Source organism: Faecalibacterium sp. An121, from assembly GCF_002160915.1.
Taxonomy (GTDB): domain Bacteria; phylum Bacillota; class Clostridia; order Oscillospirales; family Ruminococcaceae; genus Faecalibacterium; species Faecalibacterium avium.
Genome location: NZ_NFLM01000002.1, coordinates 119,531 through 141,579, shown reverse-complemented (window position 1 = coordinate 141,579; position 22,049 = coordinate 119,531). Strand labels below are relative to the sequence as shown.

General features: G+C 64.0%; 17 protein-coding genes. 12 read left to right on the top strand and 5 right to left on the bottom strand.

Features of this window, described 5'->3' with window-relative positions; translation table 11 throughout:
- Positions 1-224: 224 nt before the first annotated feature.
- The 3 genes from B5E66_RS01850 to B5E66_RS01840 all read right to left on the bottom strand — a co-directional run bounded on the left by B5E66_RS01850 (position 225) and on the right by B5E66_RS01840 (position 3,564).
- Complete coding sequence (locus B5E66_RS01850) at positions 225-722, bottom strand: MarR family winged helix-turn-helix transcriptional regulator (protein WP_087228275.1); 498 nt, start codon at positions 720-722, stop codon at positions 225-227.
- A gap of 210 nt (positions 723-932) precedes the next feature.
- A complete protein-coding gene (locus B5E66_RS01845; protein ID WP_158098310.1) occupies positions 933-1,958 on the bottom strand; it encodes a glycerophosphodiester phosphodiesterase in 1,026 nt (341 codons plus the stop codon).
- 211 nt (positions 1,959-2,169) lie between these two features.
- Positions 2,170-3,564, bottom strand: a complete 1,395-nt coding sequence (locus tag B5E66_RS01840) for an MFS transporter (RefSeq protein WP_087228273.1) — start codon at positions 3,562-3,564, stop codon at positions 2,170-2,172.
- Between the two features lie 365 nt (positions 3,565-3,929).
- Between B5E66_RS01840 and B5E66_RS01835 the strand changes: the two genes are divergently transcribed.
- The 8 genes from B5E66_RS01835 to B5E66_RS01800 all read left to right on the top strand — a co-directional run bounded on the left by B5E66_RS01835 (position 3,930) and on the right by B5E66_RS01800 (position 16,331).
- Positions 3,930-6,713, top strand: coding sequence for an insulinase family protein (locus tag B5E66_RS01835; RefSeq protein ID WP_087228272.1), 2,784 nt, complete (start codon positions 3,930-3,932; stop codon positions 6,711-6,713).
- 160 nt (positions 6,714-6,873) lie between these two features.
- Positions 6,874-7,890, top strand: a complete 1,017-nt coding sequence (locus B5E66_RS01830) for a LacI family DNA-binding transcriptional regulator (protein ID WP_087228271.1) — start codon at positions 6,874-6,876, stop codon at positions 7,888-7,890.
- Positions 7,891-8,093: 203 nt separating this feature from the next.
- Positions 8,094-9,482 carry a PTS transporter subunit EIIC gene (locus tag B5E66_RS01825; protein WP_087228270.1) on the top strand — a complete coding sequence of 463 codons (1,389 nt, stop codon included), beginning with the start codon at positions 8,094-8,096 and terminating at the stop codon, positions 9,480-9,482.
- The gene (locus tag B5E66_RS01820) at positions 9,479-10,870 is read left to right on the top strand and encodes a glycoside hydrolase family 32 protein (protein ID WP_087228269.1); all 1,392 of its coding nucleotides are present in this window, start codon (positions 9,479-9,481) and stop codon (positions 10,868-10,870) included. Before B5E66_RS01825 ends, B5E66_RS01820 begins: the two co-directional genes overlap by 4 nt.
- A gap of 142 nt (positions 10,871-11,012) precedes the next feature.
- On the top strand, positions 11,013-11,738 hold the full coding sequence (locus B5E66_RS01815; RefSeq protein ID WP_087228268.1) for a response regulator transcription factor: 726 nt from the start codon (positions 11,013-11,015) through the stop codon (positions 11,736-11,738).
- Entirely contained in the window at positions 11,731-13,038 is a 1,308-nt protein-coding gene (locus B5E66_RS01810; RefSeq protein WP_087228267.1) for a histidine kinase dimerization/phospho-acceptor domain-containing protein, read from the top strand. The genes B5E66_RS01815 and B5E66_RS01810 overlap by 8 nt, the downstream gene beginning before the upstream one ends.
- A 200-nt stretch (positions 13,039-13,238) precedes the next feature.
- On the top strand, positions 13,239-15,617 hold the full coding sequence (locus B5E66_RS01805) for an efflux RND transporter periplasmic adaptor subunit (RefSeq protein ID WP_087228266.1): 2,379 nt from the start codon (positions 13,239-13,241) through the stop codon (positions 15,615-15,617).
- A 159-nt stretch (positions 15,618-15,776) separates the two neighbouring features.
- Complete coding sequence (locus B5E66_RS01800; RefSeq protein ID WP_143406919.1) at positions 15,777-16,331, top strand: hypothetical protein; 555 nt, start codon at positions 15,777-15,779, stop codon at positions 16,329-16,331.
- A gap of 90 nt (positions 16,332-16,421) precedes the next feature.
- Here the strand turns inward: B5E66_RS01800 and B5E66_RS01795 are convergent, their stop codons facing one another.
- Positions 16,422-17,162 (bottom strand): histidine phosphatase family protein, encoded by a 741-nt coding sequence (locus tag B5E66_RS01795; RefSeq protein WP_087228264.1) that lies wholly within the window; start codon positions 17,160-17,162, stop codon positions 16,422-16,424.
- Between the two features lie 21 nt (positions 17,163-17,183).
- Positions 17,184-17,327, bottom strand: coding sequence for a hypothetical protein (locus B5E66_RS13065; RefSeq protein WP_158098309.1), 144 nt, complete (start codon positions 17,325-17,327; stop codon positions 17,184-17,186).
- A 250-nt stretch (positions 17,328-17,577) separates the two neighbouring features.
- Between B5E66_RS13065 and B5E66_RS01790 the strand changes: the two genes are divergently transcribed.
- The 4 genes from B5E66_RS01790 to B5E66_RS01775 are packed head-to-tail and all read left to right on the top strand — an operon-like array spanning position 17,578 to position 22,008.
- Positions 17,578-17,847 carry a hypothetical protein gene (locus B5E66_RS01790; protein ID WP_087228263.1) on the top strand — a complete coding sequence of 90 codons (270 nt, stop codon included), beginning with the start codon at positions 17,578-17,580 and terminating at the stop codon, positions 17,845-17,847.
- 53 nt (positions 17,848-17,900) lie between these two features.
- Positions 17,901-19,292 carry a phage terminase large subunit gene (locus B5E66_RS01785; RefSeq protein WP_242955958.1) on the top strand — a complete coding sequence of 464 codons (1,392 nt, stop codon included), beginning with the start codon at positions 17,901-17,903 and terminating at the stop codon, positions 19,290-19,292.
- Between the two features lie 11 nt (positions 19,293-19,303).
- The gene (locus B5E66_RS01780) at positions 19,304-21,091 is read left to right on the top strand and encodes a portal protein (RefSeq protein ID WP_087228262.1); all 1,788 of its coding nucleotides are present in this window, start codon (positions 19,304-19,306) and stop codon (positions 21,089-21,091) included.
- Complete coding sequence (locus B5E66_RS01775; protein ID WP_087228261.1) at positions 21,088-22,008, top strand: ribosomal-processing cysteine protease Prp; 921 nt, start codon at positions 21,088-21,090, stop codon at positions 22,006-22,008. The genes B5E66_RS01780 and B5E66_RS01775 overlap by 4 nt, the downstream gene beginning before the upstream one ends.
- Positions 22,009-22,049 lie beyond the last annotated feature (41 nt).

Genomic DNA, 22,049 nt, shown 5'->3' with positions numbered 1-22,049 from the left:
GAAGCCTTCCGGCCCGGTCTGCCTGCCGGCAAACGCACCGGCCGCGGGGTATGGGAACGCTTGGGCAAAGGGGTCGGCGCTTTGGGCTTTTGGATACGCGCAGCTCTTATTGTTGGGTTGCGTACAAATTTGTTCAACGTCGAACATTCTATCCAAAAAAATGTTCGATGTCAACCTGTATGGGCAAGGTTTCAGATTTTGTTCATAGAAATTTCAGCGTTGGATTATTCCAGACCGGCGCGCAGTTTGTTGAGCAGCCGCAGCAGCTCTGCGTTCTCCTCCTCGGTCAGCAGGCCGGAGATATACTGGTCGGTCTGGCGCAGGCTGAGCATGATCTGCTGGTGGGCCAGGGCGCCGGCGTCGGTGAGGACCAGGCGCTTGAGGCGGGCGTCCTGGGGGACGCTCATGCGGCGGATATAGCCCTTCTTTTCCATCAGCTGCAGGATGTTGGTGACGGTGGAGCGGGTGATGGAGAAGGCCCGCTCGATATCCCGCTGAAAGACCTCCCGGTCCCGGCAGTTGTAAAGATAGGCGAGGATCCACCCGTGCATGGCGGTAACATCCTCCACCCCGTTCAGACGGCTGTAATAATTCACCCGGCGGGAGATGAGGTTGTTGACCCGGCGCATCTGGGCCGGGATGACCTGGGGCAGGTCTTTGACGGGTCTGCTCAGCAGAGCCTGCTCGACGTCGGGAGAAAGGTGTGTGGGATTGATGGACATAACAGAAGCACTCCTTTGCGCTGGCTGTCTTGCCGGTCGGCAGGGTGCTGAACAATTTACACCCTGGACTGTCTGGACAAGAACAATTCGATACAAAACTATTATCGAGCGCCAAAGCTCCTTTGTCAAGGGCAAAATGGTGACAATTTGGTGCGCAAAAAGCGCCCCCGGACCGCCGGCTGGGGCGGGCGCGGGAGCGCTGGGAAAGGTTCATGCCAGGATGGCCTGGGCCTCGGGAGGAAGGGTATAGGCGGGGTCCAGCATATGCAGCAGCCGCTCGGGGCGGTTGGTGACGATGGAGACCGGCTGCATATCCAGGATGCTCTGCAGATCCAGCTTGCTGTCCACCGGCCAGGGGGCGGCCTCCATCCCCATGGCCTGCACCCGCTGCACAAGGTCCCGGTCCCGGAAGCAGGTGTTGTACTGGCAGCTGACCACCTCGGGAACAAAGTCCAGGCCGGCCAGGTAGGCGGGCAGGTCGTGCTGGGCCAGCAGACTCAGCAGCAGCTGGAACAGGTTCTCGCCGGGGTGGTCGGAGGTAAGGGCCCAGATGCGGTCCATCACCCAGCGGGCGGTGATGTTCTCCTCGTCCAGGGGCTGTCCCTGGGAGAGGGCCATCAGGGCCTGGGTGGCTTCCGCCTCCCCGGGCAGGCCGGCTTCCATGCTGTTTTCCAGCCCGATGGCCTGCAGCAGGGCCGGCGGGGGGAACAGGTAGCTGTCCAGGGAGTTGAGTGTCAGCACCCCCACCCGCTGGCAGGGAGACAGCTTTTTCACACGGCTCAGGATGCCGTGGTTGAACGAGGTGACCACGATCTTGTCCGCCAGGCCGGAGCTTTCCACCTCCTCCAGGATCAGCTCCGCAAAGGCGTCCTGATCAGTGGTGTTGTTGGCTCCCAGAGGGGACTTGAACTCCACCTGGATGGTCTCCACCGTGCTGCAGGCCTCCAGAGCCTCGGCAAAGGTGGGGATCTTTTCCCCGGCGAAACGGGGGTCCTTCCAGCTGCCGAAATCCAGGGCGCGCAGCTGCTCCAGGGTACACCAGGGGATGACCTTTTTCTGGTCGGCGTGCAGGTCGGTGATGTATTCGTGATGGACCACCAGATGACCGTCTGCGGTCAGCAGGGTATCAAATTCGATGCCGTCCACCCCCAGGCTGGCGGCCAGCCGGAAGGCGGTCAATGTATTTTCGGGCGCGAGGTGGGATGCGCCCCGGTGTGCGATGACTTTGGGCCTCACAATCGTTTCTCCTGTTTTTTGACGTTCAGTCTATCAGTATAGCGGCCCGGGAGAGGATTGGCAAGCGTTTTCACAAAAAGTTTCCGGTGGGTTCAAAAACGGCGCGGAAGAAGCAGAAAAGCCCCCGGCTTTGCAGCCGGGGGCCCCTCTGGTTTTATGGCTAGGAGGTTTGGAGTTACTCTCGATCAGGAGAGGAACATGAGCTGGCGGTTTACTTGCCTGCGCGGCGGGCCTTCAGAGTCTCGACGTTCTGATCCACACGCTTTTTGCTCAGCGGGTAGACGAACCACAGCACGAGGGCGATGACGGCAAAGCCGATGATGGGAGCCATGCAGGCGATGGTGTAGATGCCGTTCAGGACGTTGGGGTCCTGCTGGGTGGCGGTGGAGTAACCGATGATGCTCAGCAGAGCGCCCACCAGACCGGCGGAGAAAGCCTGGCCCAGTTTCCGGGCGAAGGAGTACACCGAGTAGATGGTGCCGTCCTCGCGGATGCCATTCTTGACTTCGCTGTCGTCGATGACGTCGGTGATCATAGCCCAGACGATGGTGTTGAACAGGCCCAGGCCGGCATAAGCCACGGTGTAGAAGCCCAGGTAGACCCAGCCGCTTTCAGGATGGAGGATGAAGCAGATCAGATAGACGATGGCGCCGAACAGGGAGCCGGCGATGGCAGTCTCCTTTTTGCCGATCTTGGAAGCCAGCATGGTGGCCAGGGGAGCGACCACCACCAGGGAGGCGATGGAGGAGCACATGGCGACCGCAGACTGTGCGGCGGTGTTCTTGAAGTAGTAGGGGAAGATGTAGGGGTTCATGCCGGTCATGGTGAGCATGGTCAGCAGCAGGCACAGGGCCGCCAGGATGATGCCCAGCAGGGAACGGCTGGTGAAGATGCGCTTGAGCAGGACCACGGGCTCGAACTTCTCGGTCTTGGCGGGGATGACGACACGCTCGGTGGTCAGGTTGAAGCACAGCAGATAGCAGACGATGGCGCAGACGCTGAACAGGCCTGCCATGACCAGCATACGGCTGCCGCTCAGGACGGGGGTGCCGTTGACGGTCTCATAGGCCAGCAGCGGGGTGGCGGTGCCGATGACCAGGTTGGCCAGGGTGGCGCCGATGCTGCGGAAGGTGGACAGCTGGGTGCGGTCGTTGGCCTCGGGCGAAATGGCGGAAGCCATCGAGCCGTAGGGGATGTTGATGGAGGTGTAGAAAATGGAACCCCACAGCAGGTAGGTGACGAACATCCACACCACCTTGAAGGCCATGGGCATACCGGCGAACTCGGACTGGTAGATCAGGAACGAGGCGATGGCCACCGGTCCGCACATCCGCTTGATCCAGGGACGGAAACGGCCGTCCTTGGTGGGCTTGGCGCGGTCTACGATCTGGCCCATGGCCACATCGGTGAAGGCGTCCACAAAGCGGGCCACCATCATCAGCAGGCCGACGATGGCTGCGGGCACGCCCATGATATCGGTGTAGAACACCATCATAAAGCTGGAGGATAGCATGAAGGTGAAGTCGTTGCCGAAATCACCGAACATGTAGCCGAGTTTGTCCCTCATACCAAAGGGACGCACGGCCGTGGTTCCGGTGTTTGCCATAAATGATTACTCCTTTGTTGGCTGGGGGCTGCCGGCAGGGTACCGCCTGCCCTGTGTGGGACAGCCCGGGTGGATTGCGTCACTTTGCACAGTCACAACTGTACAAAGCTGCGGAATATTGGTTACCGTGTAACGTAGTATATCACAATGCGGAAAAAGAAATTAGAAATATTTTGTGCTGTATCCCTACATTTTAATGGTCCTCCTGTTTAAAGACGCCGAAATTACGTCTGCGTATTTGTGCAAGATGCACTATTTTGAGAGAAATGGCCCCTTTGCAGGCAGGAAATGGGGCGAAAAACGGGGCGATTGCCTTTCCCGGCCGGGAATGATACAATAAAGAAAAAACACAAGGAGAAAAAGCCATGAAGGAACCCAACAGCCTTTCGGGCCGGCAGTGGCCCGGCTATACCACCATAAAGACCGAGCAGAGCGAACTTTTCCACGGGACGGCCACCACCCTGACCCACGATGTGAGCGGCGCCGCCGTGCTGGTGATCGAGAACCAGGACGAGAACAAAACCTTCGGCATCGGGTTCGGCACCTTCCCCAGCGACGATACGGGCGTGTTCCATATCCTGGAGCACTCGGTGCTGGCAGGATCGGAGAAATACCCGGTCACATCGCCCTTCCTGCAGCTGGTCAAGAGCAGCATGGCATCGTTCCTCAACGCCATGACCTTTGGGGACAAGACGGTATACCCCTTTGCCACCCCCAATGAGGCCGACTTCCGCAACCTGATGGACGTCTACCTCAACGCGGTGTTCTGCCCCCTGGCGATGAAGGAGCGCAGCGTCTTTGAGCAGGAAGGCTGGCACCGGGAGGAGGACGGCTCCTTCAGCGGGGTGGTCTACAACGAGATGCAGGGGGCTCTGGCCTCCCCCGAGGCCCGGCTGGATGCGGCCATGGACGCGGCCCTTTTCCCGGACAACGGCTACGGCTTTGTGTCGGGGGGCGACCCTGCCGCCATCCCGGGGCTGACCTATGAGCAGTACGTCAAGATCTACCGCCGCCATTACCGCCCCGATAACTGCTGCATCACCCTGTATGGCCGGATGGACATGGCGGACAAGCTGGCTTTTCTGGACCAGCACTATCTGAGCAAAATACCCCGGAGCGGGCCCCGGCCCCGCACCCCCCTGCAGGTCCCTCAGACAGGGGTCCGGCGGCTGGTGCCCTACTACACCGACACCCCCGGCACGGTGCCGGTGGAGTGCGCTCTGGGCTGGTACACCGGCCGTTTTGAGGAGCAGGAAAAGCAGACGGCCGTCAGCATCCTGCTGGACGCCCTGCTGTCCACCAACCAGTCCCCCCTGAAAAAGTACCTGCTGGAGCAGGGCCTGGGGACCGATATCCAGGTGGTCTTTGACAGTTCGGTGCAGCAGCCGGTGATCGAGCTGCTGCTCAAGGGGACCGACCAGGAGCGGGCGGCCCGTTTTGCACCGGCAGTCAGGGCCGGGGTGGAAAAGATCTGCGCCGAGGGCATCCCCCAGGAGCTTCTGACCGCCTCCATCAATAGCCTGGAGTTCCAGGTGACCGAGCGCCCGGGCAATCTGCCCGACGGCGTGATGGCCGCCATTGAGGCGGTGACCGGCTGGCTGCACACAGGAGACCCCATGGCGGACCTGCGGGTGGAGGAGATCTTTGCGTTCCTGCGGGAGAAGGTGGGCACCGACTGGTATACCGGCCTGCTGGCCCAGCTGCTGGAGGCCGACCCGGTTGAAGTCACCCTGGTTCCCCAGAAGCCCCAGCCGGAGGACGGGCCCTCGGCCCGGCAGGAAGGCAAGCTGCAGCTGGACCACCCCCTGACGGTGGCCGACCTGGCCGAACCGCTCCACTTCCCGGATGCGGAGGAAGAACAGCTGGCCGGTCTGACTTTGGTCACCCGGCCCACGGCGGGCAGCCTGTATCTGAACTTCTATTACGATATGGGCGCCCTGGACCCCGAGGAGGTCAGCGATGCCGCCCTGCTGCTCAGCCTGCTGGGTGAGCTGGACAGCGGCAGCCACACGGCCATCCAGCTGACCACCCTGCGGAACACCTGGCTGGGCGAGAGCTTTGTGACCATCGACCACTGGGTGGGACGCCAGGCGGAGAAGCCCTGCATCGCGAAATTCGAGGCGCGGGCCAGCCTGCTGGAGCGCAACCTGGACAAGGCGGTGGAGCTGCTGGGCGAACTGCTGTACGACACCAGACTGGAGGGGGCCCAGGCCGAGACGGCCCTCGCCCGGACCTTGGAGCAGCTCAAGCTGGATTTCGAGCACGATTTCATCCAGAGCGGGCACGATTATGCCATCCTGCGGGCCGGCCGCAGCTTTTCGGTGGATATTGCTTTGGCGGAGCGGACCGGCGGCGTGGATATGTACCGCTTTGTGTGCAGGCTGCTGGAGCAGCGGGACTGGCCGGCCCTGCTGGCCCGACTGGAGGCGGTGCGGAACAAGCTGCTGCGCCGCTGCAGCCTGACGGTCTGCTGCCATGGCAGCGCCGCCGCCTGCCAGCGGCTGCGGGAGCTGCTGCCCGGCAGCGTCTTTGCCGGCCAGGGCCGCGCCCCGGCCCGGCCTTACCATGAACCGCTGCCCCAGGCCCGGAACGAGGCGTTCCTGATCCAGGGCGGGGTGAACTATGACGTACTGGCCTGGCCGATGAACGGTGACGCCGCCCGCAAGGTGCTGAGCCGGGTGATGAGCTATGAATATCTGTGGCAGGCCATCCGGGAGCAGGGCGGCGCCTATGGGGCCGGTATGCTCAGCCGGGCGGAATTTGAACTGATCTACACCTACCGCGACCCCCATGCCGCAGGCAGCTACCGGAAGTTTGCCCAGGGGCCGGCAGTCCTGGCCGCCAAAGAGTACACCCCCGAGAGCCTGAGTGAGTGCATCGTGGGCACGGTCGCCCAGGTGGATTCGCCCCGCAAGCCCCGCCAGCAGGCACTGGAGGCGGACCGCCGGTATTTCTGCGGGGTCACCGGTCCGATCGCCGCTGCCGACCGGGCCGCCATGTGCGGCGTCACCGCAGAGTGGCTGCGGCAGCAGGCCGGCAGCCTGGCCGGGCAGATGGCCCGGGGCGTCCGCTGCACCTTTGGCAGCCGCGAGGCCATCCAGCGGGCCGGGGATCTGTTTGACGCCGTGGAGGACCTGAGCGCGACCTAAAGACGCGGTGATGGCGGGCGAGTACCGGCTGTACGCCCTGGAAAGCCGCCGCAGCTGAAGGGCGGCAGGGCTGGACGGTTCGAACCCTTGCCTATGCCGGCTGCCCGCGCTATACTGGAGATAAGGTGAGATCGATACCAAAAGGGAGGGGAGGCCGTCCATGAACATCACCGAGTTTGCCGCCTATGCCGGGGTATCCAAGGCAGCGGTCAGCCGCTATTTCAACGGCGGCTACCTCAGCGAGGAAAAGCGGGCCCGCATCGAGGCTGCGGCTGCGGCCACCGGTTACCGGCCCAGCCTCCAGGCCCAGATGCTGCGCACCCGGCGCACCCGGCAGGTGCTGGTGATCCTGCCCAAGCTGTCCAGTGAGAGCTGCGCCCGGATGGTGGAGGGAATCTCGGCCATCCTGGAGGAGAGCGGCTACCAGCTGCTGCTGATCAATACCGCCAACGACAGCAGCAAGGAGATCGCGGCGCTCAACCTGCTGCAGCAGAACACGGTGGACGGCGTGATCCTGATCGCAACCATCTTTACCCCGGAGCACCGCACCATCCTGTCCAGCCTGCGGCTGCCGGTGGTGATCCTGGGCCAGGAGTACCCGGGATTCTGCTCGGTGTCCCACGATGACCGGGGGGCGGCCCGGGCCGCCACCGCCCATATGCTGGCCAAGGGGCGGCGCAGGCCCGGCTTTTTGGGGGTGACCATGAAGGACCTGGCCGCCGGGCTGAACCGCCGCCGGGGCTTTGAGGATGCCCTGAAGGAAGCGGGACTGGTCCCCAGCCCCAAGCGAGCCAACATTGCCGCTTTCAATATGGAGGCGGGCTATGAGCAGGCCGGCAGTCTGCTGGCCCGGGAAGGGGATCTGGACTGCCTGTTCTGTGCGACCGATTCCATCGCCATCGGCGCCCTGCAATACTGCCGCAGCCATGGCATCCGGGTGCCGGAGGACCTGATGCTGGCCGCTGTGGGGGACAGCGAGGCCGGGCGGGTGGCCTATGTCCCCCTGACCAGCGTGCAGCTGCACTACCGCATGGCGGGCCGTCTGGCGGCCCAGATGCTGTTGGAACGTCTGGCCCAGCCCCATGCCCAGCCCCAGTCTCGGGTGCTGGACTTTGTGCTGCGGCCAAGGGCCTCCACCGGCGACGATGCTTCCGGCGAGGATATTTGGGCGACCTGAACCCTTCGGGCAGGCCGCCCTTTTTTCTGAAACTTTATGAAATCAATAACATAAAAATAGGGGATTTGTTTTTTCTGCCAATGGATTTTTGCCGGAAAAACGTATATAATTGGGGCACAAAATGAAATCGTTACCATTCCAAAAGGCGGAGTGGTGCGGCTGGCGTATCTGGTTTTTGGGCAAAACAGAAAGGAGAAAGGATCATGGATCACAACAAGGCAGCGCAGCAGGTCCTGGATGCCGTAGGCGGCGCGGGCAACATCGTTTCGGCGGCACACTGCGCCACCCGGCTGCGTCTGGTGATCGCAGACAACAGCAAGGTGGACAAAAAGGCTCTGGAAGATGCAGAGGGGGCCAAGGGCGTCTTTGAGGCGCAGGGACAGCTGCAGATCATCTTCGGCACCGGCACGGTGAACAAGGTGTTCGAGGCGTTCACGGCCCTGTCGGGGGTGCAGGGCGGCACCAAAGAGGACGTCAAGCAGGCCGCGGCGGCCAAAGCGCCGCTGCCCCAGCGGCTGATCAAGACCCTGGGGGATATCTTTGTGCCCATCATCCCGGCCATCGTGGCGTCGGGCTTTTTGATGGGGATCATGGAAGCGCTCAATTTCATGGTCAACAACGGCTTTCTGGACATTGACACTTCCGGTTCCATCTACGTTTTCGCCCAGCTGTTCTCCAATACGGCTTACACCTTCCTGCCCATCCTGATCGGGTTTGCAGCGGCGCGGGTGTTCGGGGGCAACCAGTTCCTGGGGGCCGTCATCGGGATGATCATGATCCACCCCGACCTGCAGAACGCCTGGACCGTCTCGGAGGGCGTCCAGGTGATGCAGCCGGTGTTCGGCGGGCTGTATGAGGTGCCTCTGGTGGGCTATCAGGGGCACGTCATCCCGGTGATCATTGCGGTGTGGGTGATGTGCCAGATCGAAAAGCGGCTGCACAAGGTGGTGCCCGCCATGACCGACCTGTTCGTCACTCCGCTGGTGTCGGTCTTTGTCACCGGCTACCTCACCCTGGCGGTGATCGGACCCATCTTCACCACCATCGAAAACGGCATCATCGGCGGGGTGCAGACCCTGATCACCCTGCCCTTCGGCATCGGCGCCTTTGTGATGGGCGGCCTGTACGCCATCACGGTGGTGGCCGGCATCCACCATATGTACACCATCATCGACCTGGGCCAGCTGGCCCAGTACGGCCTGACCTACTGGCTGCCTCTGGCCAGCGCCGCCAACATGGGCCAGGGCGGCGCGGCTCTGGCCGTCGCCCTCAAGTCCAGGGACACCAAAGTCAAATCGATGGCCCTGCCCTCGGCCCTGTCCGCCTGCATGGGCATCACCGAGCCTGCCATCTTTGGCGTCAACCTGCGGTATTTCAAGCCCTTCCTCGGCGGGCTGGCCGGCGGCGCCTGCGGTGCGCTGTATGCCAGTGTGGCGGGCCTGGGTGCGACGGGCACCGGCGTCACCGGCATCTTTGGGGTGCTGCTGTGCCTGCACGCTCCCCTGCAGTACATCATCTCGATCGCCATCGCCTTCGGCGTGTCCTTTGCGGTCACCTGGCTGATCTGGAAACCGGAGGACGCTGCCGTATGAATGCACTGGAACAGGATCTGAAACGTCTGGTGCCCCTGGTGGAGGGGCTGGGGGCCGCCCGGGCCAAGGCGGACCCCCACCGCCAGAAGCTGCACATCCAGCCCCCGGTGGGCTGGCTCAACGACCCCAACGGCCTGTGCAAGGTGGGGGACACCTACCATGTGTTCTACCAATATGGGCCTTTCGACCCGGCCGGCGGGGTCAAGCACTGGGGGCACGTCACCAGCACCGACCTGCTGCACTGGCAGCACCAGCCGGTGATGCTCTGCCCCGACCAGCCCTTTGACTGCCACGGGAACTACTCGGGCTCGGCGCTCTGCGAGGATGGGCAGCTGTGGCTGTTCTATACCGGCAACGTCAAGCTGCCCGGCCGCTACGACTACATCCATGAGGGCCGGGAACACAATCTCTGTCTGGCGGTGAGCCGGGACTGCCTGACCGCAGACACTAAGGAATGCCTGATGCGCAACGCGGACTATCCCGAAGGGCTTTCCTGCCATGTGCGGGACCCCAAGGTGTGGAGGCAGGACGGAGTCTATTATATGGTGCTGGGAGCCCGCACCCGGGAGGACCGGGGGGAGGTGCTGGTGCTGTCCAGCAGCGACAAGCGCCGCTGGCGGCACATCAACACCATCACCACGCCCGAACCCTTTGGCTATATGTGGGAGTGCCCCGACCTGTTCCAGCTGGACGGACAGTGGTTTTTGCTGGTGTCGCCCCAGGGCATCCCCTGTCAGAATGTGTACGGCTGCGGATTCTTTGCCCTGCACGGGGATTTCCGGGGGGAGTGCACCCTGGGGGACTACCACCCCCTGGACGGCGGCTTTGACTATTACGCCCCCCAGAGCTTTGCCGACGGGGAGCGGCGGCTGCAGTTCGGCTGGATGGGGATGCCCGACGCCCCCTATCACAACCCCACGGTGGAGCACGGCTGGCAGCACTGCCTCACCTTTCCGCGGCAGCTTTGCCGGAAAGGGGAGCTCCTGGTGCAAGCGCCCGCCGACGAGCTGAAAGCCCTGCGGGGCGCCCCGGCGGCGCTGGCCGACGGCGCCGAGATGGCCGTATCCCCCTGCTTTGAGCTGGAGGCGGCGATTGGGGGCAGCTTTGCCCTGACCGTGGCGGGCGGGCTGACCTTTGCCTGCGACGAGGCCGGGTCCACAGCCTCCCTCTGGTTTGCCGGTGAGGCGCTGGGAGCGGGCCGGGACCGCCGGACCATGGAGCTGCAAACGCCCTGCCGCTCGGTGCGGGTGCTGGCGGACGCCTCCAGCCTGGAGATCTTTGTCAATGGCGGCGAGGCGGTGTTCACCACCCGCTATTACCCGGAGCCCGGGCCGGTCACCCTCCGTCTGGAAGGCGCTGCGGGCACCGTATGGCCCCTTGCTCTGTAAAAACAGGCCCTGTCTTTGCCCGAAAGGGAAAAGGCGGGGCCTTTTGGGTCCGTCTTTAGAATTCCTAAGAAATCTTTCACGGAAAAGACAAGAATGGGCTGGTATACTTTGATTGAAACAATGGTAAAAGGAGGATGCTGCCATGAGTGCACAGACCATTCTGCTGGTGGAAGACGACCCGGACATCCGGGATGGCGTACGCATTTTGCTGGCGGGGGAGGGATACCATATCCTGGAGGCGGAAAACGGGGCCAGGGCCCTGGAGGTATTTGGCCCGGAGGTGGACCTGGTGATCCTGGATGTGATGATGCCGGGTATGTCGGGGCTGCGGGTGTGCGAGGAGCTGCGCAAGAGCTCCACCGTGCCCATCCTGTTTCTGACGGCCAAGTCCCAGGAGTCGGATAAACTGCTGGGGCTGACGGCGGGCGGGGACGACTATCTGCCCAAGCCCTTTTCCTTTGCGGAGCTGAGCGCCCGGGTCAAGGCGCTGCTGCGCCGGTACTGCGTCTACCAGGGCAAGGCCCAGGCAGGGGTGCGGGTGGAAGAACAGATGCTGTGCGCCGGCGGGGTACGTCTGGCGCTGGACTACAACCGGGTGTGGGTGGACGGCCAGGCGGTCGACCTGACCGACACCGAATACAAGATCCTGCGGCTGCTGATGCAGAACCCCCGGCAGATCTTCCCGGTGCAGGCGCTGTATGAGAAGGTGTGGAACGAGCCCTATTTTTATGTGTCCAACGGCACGGTGATGGTGCACATACGCAACCTGCGGGTCAAGATCGAAAAAGACCCCCAGAACCCCAAGCGCGTGTGCACCGTGTGGGGCAAGGGCTACCACTTCGGAGGCGGGGAGGGGGAAGATGTCTAAGCGCAAAGGGCTGACGGCCCAGTTCATCCGGCTGCTGGTGGTGACCGGGGCGGGGTGCGTGCTGCTGTTTATGGTGCTGCGGGTGGTAGTGCTGGCGGCTTTGGAGACTTACGCCCAACAGACCGACCTGCGCCAGAAGGAGACGGTCCGGCTGCTGGAGGACTTCCAGAGCTATGTGACCGAGGAACAGCTGGCCGCCTCCGACGTGGAAGGCATCACCCGATGGGTGGATGAGCACGACTTCACCCTGCTGGAACTCTATCAGGACCACGTGCTGGTATACAGCTCCTTTGTGCCCGAGCGCCAGGACCTGAACCACGAGGGCCAGGCGGCCCCCTTTTACGACTGGACTCCCCGGGCCCCGGTGTTCTTTACCGACGGACAGCTGGACGCGGTGCTCTACTGCGATGTGCTGCGGGCCAATGCGATGCTGGCCACCCGGATGCTGACGCTGGGGTGCATCGCGCTGTTCCTGGGGGTGTTTCTGCTGGGGTGCAGGCGGATCGTACGGTACATCTGCCTGCTCAGCGAGGAGATCCAGGCTATGGAGGGGGGCGATCTGGACCACCCGGTGACGGTGCAGGGGGCGGACGAGCTGACCACCCTGGCCTCCTGTCTGGACTCGATGCGCAAGACCCTCAACCGCCAGCACCAGGAAAAGGCCGAGGCGGACGCCCGGGTCAAAAACCTGATCACCGAGATGTCCCACGACCTGCGCACCCCCCTGACCACCCTGCTGCTCTATACCGAGATCGTGCGGGAAGGCCGGTACGACGGGCAGGCCCAGCTGCAGGAATACCTGGCCAAGATCGACACCAAGGCCCGGCAGATCAAGCAGATGTCGGACAACCTGTTTGAATATGCGCTGGTGACCCGGGACGCGCCGGCGGACATGGACCCGCCCGCCCGGTTTTCCCAGATCTTTGAGGAGCCGCTTGCGGATATGGCCGAACAGCTGCAGCAGCACGGCTTTGCTTGCGCCCTCCGGCTGGGCGGCGAGGATGTGGTGCTGACGGTGCGGGGGCAGTATGTGCGCCGGGTGCTGGACAACATCACCTCCAACCTGCTCAAGTACGCGGACCCGTCCCAGCCGGTGGAAGTAGATTATGTGCGGGATGAGACGCGGGCCGGGCTTTCCTTTGCCAACCAGGCGCTGCCCGAGGCCCCCGGGACCGACAGGACGCGGGTGGGTCTTGAGAGCGTGCAGGCCATGATGGCGCGGATGCAGGCCGATGTCCGGGTGGAACGGGAGCCGGGGCATTACCGCATCACCCTGCTGTTCCCCATCACACAGGAATAAGAAACGCCGCGGCGCGGCAGGTGGAGTTTTTCCGCCTGCCGCGCCGTTTTTCTGTGCGGGGGCATTCATAAAAAGTTCACCCGCCTTAAAGGAGTCTTAATAATTTCTTCAGGAGGAAGCTTAAGAAATGCCCTGTATACTGCATTCTGTCAGGAGGGCCAAACAGAGGCTCTGCTGCAAACCAAAAAGGAGGGGCAACAATGTTCAAGCAAAAGCCACAGGAGGACAGGGACAGCCCAAAGGCCGCCGCAGGCGGCAAGGGCAGCCTGCTCCGGCGCAGATGGAAGCTGCTGGCGGTGGGAGGCTGCGTACTGGTGGCCGCCGGTGTGCTGGCAGCCAGGCAGTTGGCAGCCCCGGCTGCCGCAGAGACGACCTATATCGAAGTGACCCCCCAGCGGCGCAGCATCACCAACGTATTCAGCGAGTCGGGCACCATCGAGGCGGCCAACTCCTACGAGGTGAAATCGCTGGTGCGGGGAGAAGTGCTGACCGCCGGCTTTGAGGAAGGGGACATGGTGGAAAAGGGCACAGTCCTGTACACCATCGACAGCTCGGACGCCGCCAACAGCGTGGAGCGGGCCCAGATCAGCCTGGACCAGGCCCAGCGCAGCTATGAGGACGCGGTGAACGGTCAGTACATCGACGCCGACATCGGGGGCACGGTGGTGTCCATCAGCGTAGCCCCGGGGGATGTAGTGGAAGCCGGGCAGGAGGTGGCCGCCATCCGGGACGACAGCAGCCTGCTGCTGACGGTGGATTTCCCCGCGGCGGACGCCGCCGGCTTTACGGTGGGGCAAACCGCTCAGGTGACGTTGGACGGCACCTATGAGACCCTGACCGGCACCATCCGCTCCATCTCGGGAGAGGATACCCAGAGCGGGGGCAGCCTGCTGGTGCGGTCGGTGACCATCGCGGTGCCCAACGCAGGGAGCCTGACGTCGGCGCAGGCGGCCACCGCCTCGGTGGATGGGGTCAGCGCTTTGGGCTCGGCCCGGCTGGCCTACCAGAAGTCCCAGACGCTGACTGCCCCGTCGGCCGGCGCGGTGCTGCTGTACAACGCCCTGATGGCCGAGAACGGGGAAAACGAGGTCTATGCCAGCACCCTGGGCTTTACCGTCACCGACGGACAGGTGGACGTGTCCGCCGTGCTGCTGGGCAACCTGGAAGGTCCCTTCGTGGCGGGGGAGAGCACCCAGCTGCCCTTTGAGCCCGCCGCGGTCTACCGCAACGATGAGGCTGCGGCCTCGGCCCGGCTGGAGCAGTACGACGTCTACTATTACAACGAGAACACACGCACCGTGTGGATCTATGACACCCGGGCCGCAGGCCGGATCACCGCGGTGTCCCCCTCGGCCAGCGCTCCCACCGCCGTGACGGTGGCGGGGACGGAATACACCATTGGCACCGCTTCCGCCGCCGCGCAGATCTCCTCCCTCAACGGCGGCGGAGTGGGCCAGGTGGTGACCCTGCTGCTGGGGATGGATGACCAGGTGGTGCGGGTGCTGACCGGCGACCAGGCCGACGCGGTCTTTTACGGGGTGGTGCAGAGCGCATCCCGCAGCCTGACCGAGGACAACGGCGCCGATGTACAGCAGAGCGTGGCTGTGGCCTGTACCGACGGGGTGACCCGGACGGTCCACGTGGACAAAAGCCTCAACTTCCCGGCCGGGTGGCTGGTGGAGATCACCGTGGACGAAAACGGAGAACAGGTGGAGGCCATCGACCCAAAACAGACCAGCGGCACGTTCAGCCAGGACGGCGGGTCGCTGGGAGGGCAGGTCCTGGCTGAAAACGTAGAGATCCTGGACACCACCTCGGACGGGATGGCCGGGACGGTCCGCCCCGAACGGCTGGCAGGGGTGACCCTGGACAGCGGGGATGTGCGCTACTACACCACCAACGAGGAGGGCCAGATCGACCGGCTGATCCTGGATAACGTCACAGGGGACCTGTGGACCTACGGCGTGCTGGACGATGTGCGCAACCTGGTGAACGCGGTGTCCAGCGACAGCTCCACCGAGGTGAGCGGCAGCACCAGCTTGCTGGATCTGCTGCCCAGCACCAGCGAGATCCTGTACGGCATCATCGACGGCAGCGTGGGCAGTACCCTGTGGGAGACCCTCACCAGCAGTCCCAGCAGCATCGCCAGCTGGCTGCTGGAGGTGGCCTCGGACAACACCACCGGCCTTTTGAGCAGCATCCTGGGCTTCCTGGGAGACGGGGCAAGCTACAGCTGCTACATCGACGGGGAGAACACCACCCTCAACACCACCGTCAAGTATCCGGTGGTGGCAGGCGGCATCGCCGTGGGCACCAATGCCTCGGGCGATGTGACCAGCATGACCCAGCTGATGCCGGTGATGGTGGACCAGCTGGGGGCCGCCTGGGTAAAGAGCGGGGAGAAGCGCTACGAGACCGCCGACGATATGCAGGTGTACCTGTGGTACAAGGGCCAGTATTACCCCACCACCCTGGCCAAGGTGGACGCCGAGAACTACCACCTGATCGGCTGGTACGACAGCATGGGCTGCGCCGCCGGAGGCAAGGTGCGGGTGCTGGTGGCGGTGAAAAAGGACTGAAAAGTTCCAGGAAAAATCAAGGCGCCGTCAAGGCTGGCTCAAGCTGGAGATGGTATCCTTGCAGCAAGCCCCAAGGAGGCGATGCCTCTGGAGATAAAGACACCCAACATCACAAACAACGTTCGTATTACGACCCCAAAAGGGAGAAAGGTGAGAATTATGATGAAATCGAATTGGATCAAGACCGCCGCTATGCTCAGCCTGTCCGCCTGTATGCTGGCGGGAGGCGCCCTGTCCAGCTTTGCCGCCGGGACCGACGGCACGTCCCGCTACACCGCCCAGGTGCTGGACCATATGGACAGCGACTGCGGGGGCAGCGACGACGCCCAGATGACGGTGCGGTTCACCAGCCCCTACGGCGAGACCAAGGACTATGTGATCTGCGCCGAGTGCGGAGATGTGAACGGGGAGAGCGGTCTGACCGAGCTGGACGACACCTCCTCCAACTTCAGTGACACCTATGTCCACATGGGCACCCTGGACAACGGGGTGAAGGTGATGACCGTCTCCTGCATCAGCAGCGGCGTCTCTGCCATGAAGGGGGTCACGGCCAGCGTCATGCTCCCCCGGGAGGACATCGCCGGATATGACCTGTACCTCATCAACAGCGACGGCACCGAGACCGAGATCGAGCCCTACGGCAGCGAGGACTGGGCCCGCATCGATGTGAACATGCAGGACGGCGCCGCTGTCATCCGGATGGTGCAGCAGTGACAGCTGCATCCGGCATGAAACGGAAATAAAGAAATAGAAAGACCGCCGCGTCAGAGCTTTCTGGCGCGGCGGTTTTTTGCTGCTGTACAGTCAGTCGTTGTCGTCGGAGATCTCGCCCTCATTGCCATAGCACTCACAGAAGCGGGCCATGAAGGAAGGCTGTTCGCCGTGGGCCAGGAGATGGGACACATCCCCGAATTGCAGCATCCGGAAACAGGCGATGCCGGGGCGGCGTTCCTCGGTCACCACGGTGGTCACCGAGGAGGGGGCGGCGCACAAACCGTGCCACAGCACCATGGGAGAGGCGTTGAGCAGGCGGCTGAGCAGCACGCATTCCAGGGCGAAGTGGCAGAAGAACACCAATGTGTCGTTGTTGGGGCGGACGGCGCGGTAGAGGCGGCCCTGCCGGACGTAGCCGTGCTGCGCCAGCAGGTCATCGAAGTGGGTGATGACGTTCTCGTAGGCCTGCCGGACGTTGCCGGCGGCCATCACCTCGTTGTCCAGCCAGGCGGTGTCCGAGAAAAAGCGCTCGTCCCGGGTCCAGTCCTGGGGCAGCCAGTCCCAGGCGATGGATTGCTGGCCGGGAAGGTTGGGCTTTTCCACCTTGCCGGTGAACTCCCGCAGCCAGTCGCAGGTGATGGCGGTGCGGCCCGCCAGCTCCAGGGTGGGGCGGGCGGTGTCCTGGGCGCGGCCCAGAGGGGAGACGTAATACTGTTTGACGTCCATGGGGGCGATGCGCCGGGCCAGCAGACGGACTTCCCGCCAGCCTTTTTCGGTGAGGGTGTCGTGGACGTAATCGGGTTCGCCGTGGCGGATGATGAGCAGTTTCATAGCGGTATACCTCCAGGATGATCAGACGGCCTTTTCAAAGGCGACAAAGCCGCATTCGTAGGGATGGTCCAGGCAGAGGACGTCGGGGGAAGCGGGACGGTAGCGGAGCAGCTGGAGAAGGATGAGAAAATCGCCCCCGCCGCCCAGGATCATGATCTCGGCCAACAGGGGTGAGCCTGCGTTCGCGATGGGACATGGAAAGGGTCCTCCTTATCAAAAAAGGTGGGGGTGCTTTGAATCTATTGTAGCACAACAGAGCCAAAGAGGAAAGTGGGGGCGGGATCTGTGCTTTTGGAAAAGAAAAGGGTGGTTTTTGGCGCAGAGAAAAAGCCCCGAAAGGACACACTGTGCCCGGCCGCCAAAAGATGGTATCCTGTGGCCAGGCAGCCGGGAAACGGCAGAAAGGAGGAAAGGGATGGCGAGGAAGAAAAGCGGCGGCCTGGCGGAATTGCAGCGGGCCACCGACCTTTTGAGCGGCCTTGTGGCCCAGGAGGCAAAAGACCTGGCCGGCCGGCGCAAGACGCAGGGCGGCGACATCAAGGCCCTGAAGGAGATCACCGCCGTGCTGAAAGATCTGGCAGCCGTGGCCAGGAGCCTGGGCGAACAGAGCCCGGAGGAGGGCCGGAAAGAATGCGGCGTCGTGCTTTTGCCCGAAGCCTGCGCAGGAAAGGAGGAATCGGATTGACAGACCGGCACGCACCGGTGATCTGGAAGCCCCAGCCCCGGCAGAGGGCTTTCATGGCCCGCAGCGAACCCGAAGCCCTGTATGGAGGCGCGGCGGGGGGCGGCAAGAGCGATGCACTGGTGGTGGAGGCGCTGCGGCAGGCCCACATCCCCCATTACCGGGGGCTGATCCTGCGCAAGACCTTCCCCCAGCTGACGGACCTGGTGGACAAGAGCATGAACTATTATCCGCGGGCCTTCCCGGGGGCGCAGTACAACGCCACCGCCCATGTGTGGGTGTTCCCCAGCGGGGCCAAGATCTACTTTGGCGCCATGCAGTACACCAAGGACCGCACCAACTACCAGGGCAAAGCCTTCGACTTCATCGGCTTTGACGAGCTGACCCACTTTGCGTGGGAGGAGTACAGCTATATGATGAGCCGCAACCGTCCCACAGGACCCGGCACCCGGGTCTACCTGCGCGCCACCACCAACCCCGGCGGGGTGGGGCACGGCTGGGTGAAGGAGCGGTTCATCACGCCGGCCCCGCCGGGCACCCCCATCCTGGAGGAATATAAGGTGAGGATGCCGGACGGCACCCAGCGCACCTACACCCGGGCCAGGGTGTTCATCCAGTCCACCGTGTTCGATAACCCGGCCCTGCTGGCCAACGACCCGGACTATCTGGCCAACCTGGCGGCCCTGCCCGAAGCGGAAAAGCAGGCGCTGCTGTATGGCAGCTGGGACAGCTTTTCGGGGCAGGTGTTCACCGAGTGGCGCAACGACCCCGAACACTACCGGGACCAGCGCTGGACCCATGTGATCGAACCCTTTGCCATCCCGGCCCACTGGCGGATCTGGCGCGGCTACGACTTCGGGTTTTCCAGGCCCTTCTCGGTGGGGTGGTACGCGGTGGACGAGGAAGGGCGGATCTACCGGATCAAGGAGCTGTACGGCAGCACCGGCAGGCCCAACGAAGGGCTGCGTCTGGACCCGGTGGAGCAGGCCCGGCGGATCCGGGAGGCGGAGCAGAACGACCCCCAGCTGCGGGGACGGGTGATCCGCGGGGTGGCGGACCCGGCCATCTTTGACGAGAGCCGGGGGGAGAGCATCGCGGACATGATGGCCCGCAGCCCCGGCCGCCTGCACTGGACGGCGGCGGACAACACCCGCCTGGCCGGCAAGATGCAGCTGCATTACCGCCTGGCCTTCGACGGGGAGGGCCGGCCCATGTTCCAGGTGTTCCGCACCTGCAAGCACTTTGTGCGGACCATCCCGGCGCTGGTGTACGACGAAAGCAATGTGGAGGACGTGGATACCCGGCAGGAGGATCACATCTACGACGAGTGCCGGTATGTCCTGATGGAAAACCCCATCACGCCGCCGGCGCGGCCCTGCCCGGCGGCGGCGCCCGACGACCCGCTGGACCTGCGGCCCGGCAGGAAAGCGGTATTTTACAGGATCTGAGGTGAAAGAAAATGCGCGAACAGGAAGATATTTTGCAGCCGGCGCCGGTCATCGGGACGGAACAGGTGGCCCAGGCCGAGCGCACGCTGCACCGCTACAAGGCGGGCAAGGCCGCTTTGGACCGGCGGCTGATCGACAATGAGCTGTGGTTCAGGATGGCGCACTGGAAGCAGTACAAAAACCGGATGATGGAGGCAAAGCCCCAGCCCTCCAGCGGGTGGCTGTTCAACTCCATCGCCAGCAAGCACGCCGACGCCATGGACAACTACCCCGAGCCCAATGTGATGCCCCGGGCCGCCGACGATGAGACCGCCGCGCGCACCCTGTCCAGCGTGCTGCCGGTGGTGCTGGAGCAGGCGGGCTACGAGCAGGTCTATTCGGACAGCTGGTGGCGCAAGCTCAAGCAGGGCACGGGGGTCAAGGGGATCTTCTGGGACCCCTCGGCCCAGGGGGGCCTGGGAGAGATCGCCATCCGCTCGATGAACATCCTGATGCTGTACTGGGAGCCGGGCGTCATGGACATCCAGGACAGCCCCCACTTTTTCAGCCTGAGCCTGGAGGACTCGGACCAGCTGGCCCAGCGCTGGCCCCAGCTGAAAGGACGCACCGGCGGCACCATCGACGCGGCGCGGTACATCCACGACGACAGCATCGACACCACCCACAAGAGCGTGGTGGTGGACTGGTATTACAAAAAGCCGGGGCCGGGCGGCCGGATGCTGGTGCACTACTGCAAGTTCTGCAACGGGGTGCCCCTGTACGCCAGCGAGAACGATCCCCGGCTGGCCCGGCGCGGCTTTTATGACCACGGCAAGTATCCCTTTGTGTTCGACGTGCTGTTCCAGGAGGAGGACAGCCCGGCGGGGTTCGGGTACATCGACGTGATGAAGGACTGCCAGAACTCCATCGACCGGATCAACCAGGCCATGGACGAGAACGTGCTGCTGGCTTCCAAGCAGCGGTATGTCCTCAGCGACGGGGCGGGGGTGAACGAGGAAGAGCTGGCCGACCTGAGCAGGGACATCATCCATGTGTCGGGGCGGCTGAGCGACGACAGTTTCCACCAGCTGCAGACCGCCGGGCTGCAGCCCAGCTCCATCACCTACCGCAACAGCCGTGTGGACGAGCTGAAGGAGATCAGCGGCAACCGGGACATCAGCCAGGGCGGCACTTCGGGGGGCGTGACGGCGGCTTCGGCCATCGCGGCCCTGCAGGAGGCGGGCAGCAAGCTGAGCCGGGATATGATCAAGAGCGCCTACCGGGCCTTTGCCCAGGAGTGTTACCTGGTCATCGACCTGATGCGGCAGTTCTACGATGAGGAGCGGGTCTTCCGGATCACGGGGGAGAGAGGGCAGAATGTCTACCTGCCCTTCAGCGCCGCCATGCTGCGGCCTGTGCCGGTGAAAGACCTGGCCGGGGTGGAACTGGGCAGCCGGGAGCCGGTGTTCGACATCACCATCTCGGCGGCCAAAAAATCCACCTTCAGCCGCTTGACCCAGAACGAGACGGCCAAGGAGTGCTATCAGCTGGGCTTCTTCAACCCCGCCAACGCGGACGCCGCCCTGGCGGCTCTGGAGATGATGGACTTTGAAGGGATCGAGAAGGTGCGCCAGCGGGTGCGGCAGAACGGCACCCTCGCCAGGCAGCTGCAGGCGGCCCAGCAGCAGCTGACCCGTTTGGCGCAGCTGGTGAAGGCCCGGAAGGGCCTGCCGGAGCCGGTGCGGGCTGCAAGGCCCGCCGCTCCCGACGCCGCGGCACGCCGGGCCATGAACACCAACACAAGGAGGCAGCAAGTATGATCAAAGCAGTTTACAGTGAGCTGGAAGGCCCGGACGGCGTGACCCGCCGGCTGAGCGTGAAGGGCCACGCCAACTACGCCCCCGCAGGGCAGGACATTGTCTGCGCCGGCGCCAGCATCCTGATGCAGGCCCTGGTGTGGATGACGGCGGACCGGGCCGGTGTGGAGAGCGCCGCGTCCGACGGGCCGGACGGGCCGCGGGTGTCGGTGACAGCCGGCCCCGGGGCCGAGGGACCGGAAGTGGCAGGGGGCTTTGCCCTGGTCAAGGCGGGCCTGGCCCTGCTGGCCGAGCGCTACCCCGACAACCTGCGCTATGCGGACACCAGCCGGGAGGGCGAAGCCTGCATGGTGGATCTGCAGATGTTCGGGCAGGGCCCCGCCCTGAGCCGGGAGCAGAAGCGCCAGGCGATGGCGGAAGGGACCATGGGACGCCGCGGGCGGCGCAGCCCGGAACCTGCGGCTCCGGAGCCTGCCGGGGCAAAAGAAAAACAGGAGGCCCCGGAGCCGCGGCCCGCTTCCATGCTGGGCATCGGGGAGGCAGGCGCCTTTTTGCGGATGATCCACGAGCTGCACCGCAGATGGGCCCGGGAGGAGGCGGAGATGCGCCGGTATGACCCGGGGTATTCCTTCCGGGAGGCGCTGAAAAGCCCCGATATGCGCCGGATGATGCGGATGCCGGGGATGCGGATGCGGGACGCCTACCGGGCAGCCAACTACGACCGGCTGATGGAGAGCACCGCCCGGGCCGTGGAACGGGGCGTCGTGAACCGGGTCCGGGAGCGGGGCGTCCGTCCGGCCGAAAACGGCCTGCGCCCCACCGGCGCGGCCACCACCAGTCCCGATGTCAGCCGGATGAGCCGGGCCCAGCGGGAAGCCATCGAGCGGGAAGTGATGCGGGGCGCCAAGATCCGGCTGTGAACAAGGTACGGCCGGCCTGCGGGCTGGAACCACATACACAA